The sequence below is a fragment of the Bacillus haikouensis genome (assembly GCF_013179555.1).
In the GTDB taxonomy this organism is placed as follows: domain Bacteria; phylum Bacillota; class Bacilli; order Bacillales; family Bacillaceae_B; genus Rossellomorea; species Rossellomorea haikouensis_A.
In genome coordinates this window covers 1-6,215 of the sequence record NZ_JABMCR010000237.1, presented here as the reverse complement: position 1 = coordinate 6,215, position 6,215 = coordinate 1, and the positions used below count along the sequence as shown (strand labels likewise).

4 protein-coding genes are annotated in these 6,215 nt (G+C 41.0%); all 4 read right to left on the bottom strand.

Going from position 1 to position 6,215, the window contains the following annotated elements:
- On the bottom strand, positions 1-744 hold a 744-nt coding region (locus HP456_RS18245), incomplete at its 3' end, for an FAD-binding oxidoreductase (RefSeq protein ID WP_172253734.1).
- Between the two features lie 184 nt (positions 745-928).
- Entirely contained in the window at positions 929-2,803 is a 1,875-nt protein-coding gene (mutL, locus tag HP456_RS18240) for a DNA mismatch repair endonuclease MutL (RefSeq protein WP_172253732.1), read from the bottom strand.
- Positions 2,804-2,816: 13 nt separating this feature from the next.
- The gene (gene mutS, locus HP456_RS18235; protein WP_172253736.1) at positions 2,817-5,438 is read right to left on the bottom strand and encodes a DNA mismatch repair protein MutS; all 2,622 of its coding nucleotides are present in this window, start codon (positions 5,436-5,438) and stop codon (positions 2,817-2,819) included.
- Positions 5,439-5,855: 417 nt separating this feature from the next.
- The coding region (locus HP456_RS18230) for a DedA family protein (RefSeq protein ID WP_172253730.1) at positions 5,856-6,215 on the bottom strand (360 nt) is incomplete at its 5' end.

Here is a 6,215-nt window from a genome sequence, read left to right as displayed (position 1 = left end):
ATGCATTTTCACCTTATCATCCGACAAAACATGTTTGTTAAAATATTCAGGGTATTTAACGTATGAGATTTCATTAGTTCTCATTGTATATAACTCATCTTTAGTTAATTGAAGCTCTACATCCAAGATGACACCAAAGAGACCATAACCTCCTATTACTAAAGGAAAATATTCACTATTTTCATCCCTGGATACCTTTATTACCTTCCCATCAGGTTTCAACAAGCGGAACCAATTGACTGTCTCAATTAATGATCCATTCCGAATATCCCTGCCATGAACATTTACAGATAGAGAACCTCCGATGGTGAATATATTTTGAGATTGCATCACTTTCACTGATAATCCATGTGGATTGATAGCCTTTTGGATATCATCCCAAGTCGCCCCGCTTTGTACGTGAATAGTTTTTTTATCAGGATCAACATCAAGAACCTGATTATATTCCGTCATATCCAATACAATGCCATCGGGATAATAAGTATGCCCTCCCTGGCTGTGACGTTTTCCTGCAATCGATATCTTTAAATCTTTTTCGTTCGCATCCTTAATTGTTTCAATCATACTATCTTCTTCCTTGTCCTTTATCAGTTTTTTGATTTTAATCGGCATCAATCGGCCGACATCCGTGATGACATTTTCATCTCGCTTGTCTGTAAGCACTAAAGTAAACACTGCTGAATATACGAGTAGTAAAAGAAGAATAATGAAGAAACTTTTATTCTTTATAACTTTAATAAACATTTCCAACTCCTCCAACCAATCCCTTTTTGTGTAATTTTACACTAAAAATGAAATAATTCAACATTTATTTAGTTGGTTAATTTGGATATTTTAAATATCGTTTAGTTTACATAACACTTTTATAGTAATTTAATTAACCTGAAAAAACGAAGTCTGGAATAGAACCAGACTTCGTTTTAGTTTCCTACATTATTCGTTTGAACATTTTTTCCATTTCATAGGTGGAATAGTGAATAATAATGGGACGTCCATGCGGACAGGTGAAAGGATCGCTCGTCCTTCTCAATTCATCAAGCAGGGCAAGGACCTCATCATTACGCAAATGATGGTTCGCCTTAATCGATCCTTTACAGCTCATCATAATCGCTGCTTCCTCTCGCAATTTCCTTATATCCACCTTATTCATACTGAGTACTTGTTGAATCATTTCTTCAATTGTTTCTTTTTCTTTTCCTTTTGGGAACCACTGTGGATGAGAACGAACAATAAAACTGTTATAGCCAAAACCTTCAAGGAAGACGCCGACCTCTTCGAGAGCTTCCTGGTTTTCAATGATTTTAATATACTCATCTGTTGAATATTCCAATGTTAACGGCACTAACAGCTCTTGAAGCTCCTTAGCTACATGCCCCACTTTTTCTTTAAAGAATTCATACTTGATGCGTTCCTGTGCAGCATGCTGATCAATGATATACAAACCCTGATCATTTTGCGCAAAAATGTATGTTCCATGCATTTGCCCCAAAGGATATAACGGCGGAACCCTTGGGGTTTCTGAAAGTTCCCCGTGATCTTCTTCAAATCGGGACTTGTGAATCACTTCATTCTCGCTCACATTACCTTCGTATGTTTTCTTTATCTCTTTTGATGTGGAGTTATCAGGTTTTTTTACTTTCTCATCCGGATCATAAAGATTTTGTTCTAATTGTTTTGTAACACCTTTCTCACTTACAGACCATCCAGAAGTATGTTGATCTGTTTTTTCGTGTATCGTGTTATGATCCAATTTCATAAAGGTCTGTTCCGTCTTTGCTCTCGAGGCTTTTGGAAGGGTTAGTCCTGAAGGAATCAGTTCTTTTTGTTTAAAGACATTTTTTATTCCTTCAGTCACAAGCGAATTTAATTCACTTTCTTTACTTATACGGACTTCCATTTTGGAAGGATGCACGTTCACATCCACAAGTACGGGATCCATTTCAATATTCAATAGTACAATTGGATGCCTGCCGATCGGCAGCAGTGTATGATACCCCTCGCCTATAGCTTTTGCCAGTGCATAATTCTTAATGAACCGCCCATTGATCATCGTGGATATATAATTTCTGGATGCACGCGTTATCTCCGGGAGGGAAACAAACCCGTTTATCCGGAAATCAAGGGTACTCTCCTCAATGGGAACCATTTTCTTGGCGATTCCTACTCCGTATATTGCCGCCAACACTTGGAGGACATCACCGTTGCCATTCGTATGAAGAAGTGACTTTCCATTATGCAGAAGTTTAATAGAAACTTCCGGGTGGGCAAGGGCAATACGATTTACAACATCACTTATATTCCCAAGCTCTGTATGGATGGTCTTTAAATACTTCAACCGGGCAGGTGTATTATAGAAAATTTGTGATACCGTAATGTCAGTACCTTTTCTGGATGATGATTTCTCAAAATTCTTAATCACTCCGCCTTGAAGCTCAATGGATGTGCCCGGCCCATCACCGGTACTTGTTCTCAAAGTGAAGTGAGAGACTGAGGCGATACTTGGCAGGGCTTCTCCCCTGAACCCGAGGGTGCGGATGCGGAACAGGTCATTCTCATCTTTTATCTTGCTGGTAGCATGGCGCCTGAAAGCAGTTTTTACATCTTCCTCTTCAATCCCATCACCATTATCAATGATGCGGATGGAATTAAGGCCAGCTTCTTCGATGTATATTTCAATCACCTTTCCATTCGCATCGATACTATTTTCCAACAGTTCTTTTACAACTGAGGCGGGCCTTTCAACAACCTCGCCTGCTGCTATTTTGTTAGAAAGCGAGTCATCAAGTTGAAAGATTTTTGCCACGTTTTCTCCTCCTTTAGCTTTTTATCTTTTTTTGGATTCCATACAGTGTGTTCAACGCATCCAGCGGGGTCATGTCAAGAATTTCGAGCTTTTTGATTTCATCCAGTAATTTCTTTTCTTTAGATGTCACAGCTGATTCCTTCGGTTTGGTTTTTTCTGTTTGGAAAAAGGATAGCTGGGCAAGCTCCTCGCTGCCCCCCTGCCTTTCAGGCTCTTTGGCGGCTGATGCTTCCGGATTGTTAAATGACAGCCTCTCTTCTTTATCCTCTAACTGAATTAATATTTCATTGGCACGCTTGATCAGTTCATGAGGCAGGTCGGCGAGTTCTGCTACATGGATGCCATAACTCTTGTCCGCCGCACCTTCTTTGATTTTGTGCAGGAAAACAAGCTTGCCGTTTTGTTCCATTGCACTTACATGAACATTTTTCACTTTGTTCAATTCATCTTCCAGAATGGTCAATTCATGATAATGAGTGGAGAACAGTGTTTTTGCACCAATATTTTCATGTATATATTCAATGATTGCCTGTGCAAGTGCCATTCCATCATATGTGGATGTTCCCCTGCCAATTTCATCGAATAAGATCAAACTCTGCTGGGTTGCATTGACAATCGCATTTTTAGCTTCAAGCATTTCAACCATGAATGTACTTTGCCCTGAAATAAGATCATCCGCAGCTCCGATACGCGTGAATACCTGATCAAAAATAGGCAGGTCCGCTTTTCCTGCAGGTACGTAACAACCGATCTGCGCAAGGATCGATGTCAATGCGATTTGTCGCATATACGTACTTTTACCTGACATATTGGGACCAGTGACCAACAGCATTTCACGTTCTGTATCCATATAGCAGTCGTTAGGGACATATTCCTGTGCACCCATGACTTTTTCTACGACCGGATGACGTCCATCTTTAAGTATGATCTTTCGGTCATTGTTAAAAGAAGGCTTATTGTAATGCCTTTTCTCACTTACCGTTGCAAAACATTGAAGAACGTCGAGTTCACTTACCAGCCTTGCTAATTTCTGTAGACGGGGTATGAACTCCTTTACTGTTTCGCGAATCCCTGTAAATAGATCATACTCAAGGTCTACGGACTTCTCATCCGCTTGCAGAATAAGGGCTTCCTTCTCCTTTAGTTCCGGTGTTATGAAGCGTTCTGCATTTGTTAATGTTTGTTTCCTTTCATAACGTCCTTCTTCTAAATGGTTGAGATTGGCTTTTGTCACTTCGATATAATATCCAAAAACGCGATTAAAACCTACTTTCAAAGAGCGGATCCCTGTACGCTCCCTTTCTTTACGTTCAAGCTCTGCGATCCAGCTTTTTCCGTTTCTACTTGCATCACGGTACTGATCAAGTTCTTCATGATAACCGTCCCTGATTATACTGCCTTCCTTAATTGTAAGAGGGGGGTTTTCCACCAAAGCCTGCTCCAGAATATCCGTCAGATCTTCACATGGATCCAGTTCAGAAACGAGTTCATCTGTCACATTATTTTCCATAGTCTCTACAAGGTGTCTGAGTACGGGTACCTGCTGAAGTGATTTTTTCAACTGGATAAGATCCCGTGCGTTAACATTACCGAAAGCTACCCTGCCTGCTAAACGTTCCAGATCATATACTTCTTTCAGACGTTCCCTGAGGTCCTGCCTCGCAAAGAAGCTTTCCAGGAGAACTTCAACAACCGACTGCCGCTTTTTAATTTCATTTAATTGAATAAGGGGACGGTCAACCCATTGTTTAAGGAGGCGGGCACCCATGGCCGTCATGGTTTCATCAAGCAGCCATAAAAGTGAACCTTTCTTTCCTTTTGAACGGATCGTCTCCGTTAATTCCAGATTTCGTTTCGAGTAATAATCCATCTTCATGTATTGATAAATATGATAGGTCTCTACTTCCTGCAAATGATCGAGACTTCTTTTCTGTGTCCGGAACAGATACTGAAAGAGACGTGCGGCTGCCTCCTTCAGTTTATCCTGCTCAAGGCTCAGAAGCAGATGGGAAAATGAAGGGTCTATTTTGCTTTCCGGCTCAAATGAAAGAGTCAGCTCATTTCTTTCATTGATCTTTTTTTGAATTTCCTCGTCAATACCGGTTGGAAGCACAACTTCTTTCGCTCCCACGGTGGATAATTCATTTAATAAGGAATGAATTCCTTCAGTCACAAGGGTCACTTTTGATTCCCCAGTAGTGAGATCACTGTATGAAAGACCGAAAGTATGATCGTCAAAAGGTGTCACGGAAACAATATAATTGTTTTCCTTGTCGTTCAATCCTTTTCCGTCCATGACAGTACCGGGAGTGACGAGCTGCACCACTTCCCTGCGGACGACCCCTTTTGCGTGCTTAGGGTCCTCCGTCTGTTCGCATATGGCAACCTTATAGCCTTTATCAATCAATTGTTCTATGTAATTTGGTGCTGAATGATACGGAACCCCGCACATCGGAATTCTCTCTTCACCGCCGCCGTCACGGCTCGTTAACGTTATTTCAAGTTCCTGTGATGCAGAAATTGCATCTTCAAAGAACATCTCATAAAAATCACCTAAACGAAAAAATAAAAAGGCATCCTGATAATCTGCCTTCACCTGTAAATACTGCCTGATCATCGGCGTATATTGTGTCATGGTTCGAATCAAACCTTTCATGCTAATTCTACTAATCTCAACTATTCATTATAACATAATCAAAGAAAAAGAAGCACACAGAAAAGCGGAGGGGCTTTGCTCAGAGACGGGTGGCATAAGACGAACCGGCCATGAAGGCGTTCTTTGCCTTCTTGGCTTGTTTGATTATGACATATGCCTCTAAGCCTCGGAGCTGGACACAGAAAAGCGGAGGCGGCTCGCCCAGAGGCGACAAGCATAAGACAGGGCAGCCATAAAGGCGCTCTTTGCCTTTTTGGATGGCATGGCTTATGTCTCGAGTCTCTAGCCGCCGGAGCTGGACAATCGAAAAGCCGAGGCCACCTCGCACATAACAACTCGTCCCCTAAATAAATACGGGACGAATTGTTAAGGATATCCAGCTATGAATGACCTTTTTTATCCATCTTTGGCTGGAACCTCTTTACTGGGTATGTTTTTATTTTTCCTTTTCCTGGTTGTATTGAGAAATTTATATCCGATGAAGATGATTAATAGAAGAGCACCACCGATAAAAATATAATTCTGGACACTGCTGATCAAGGACTGTACGGACTCCAAATGCCCATTCTTTCCGAATATGAGCATAATAAAGGTTACCGGGAAGATGCCAATGAACGTAAGGGATCCAAATTTAATCTTATTGACTTTACTTAGTCCTGAAGCATATGAAATATAATTCCCTATTCCAAGCGGGCGGGAAAGGGCAATACTCCATATACCATACTTCCTGAACCACCTCTGTGCTTTTTCCAGCTT

Bases quoted from the DNA above. Each gene is read 5' to 3' on its own strand.
- mutS (WP_172253736.1), bottom strand. From the start codon at position 5,438: ATGACACAATATACGCCGATGATCAGGCAGTATTTACAGGTGAAGGCA.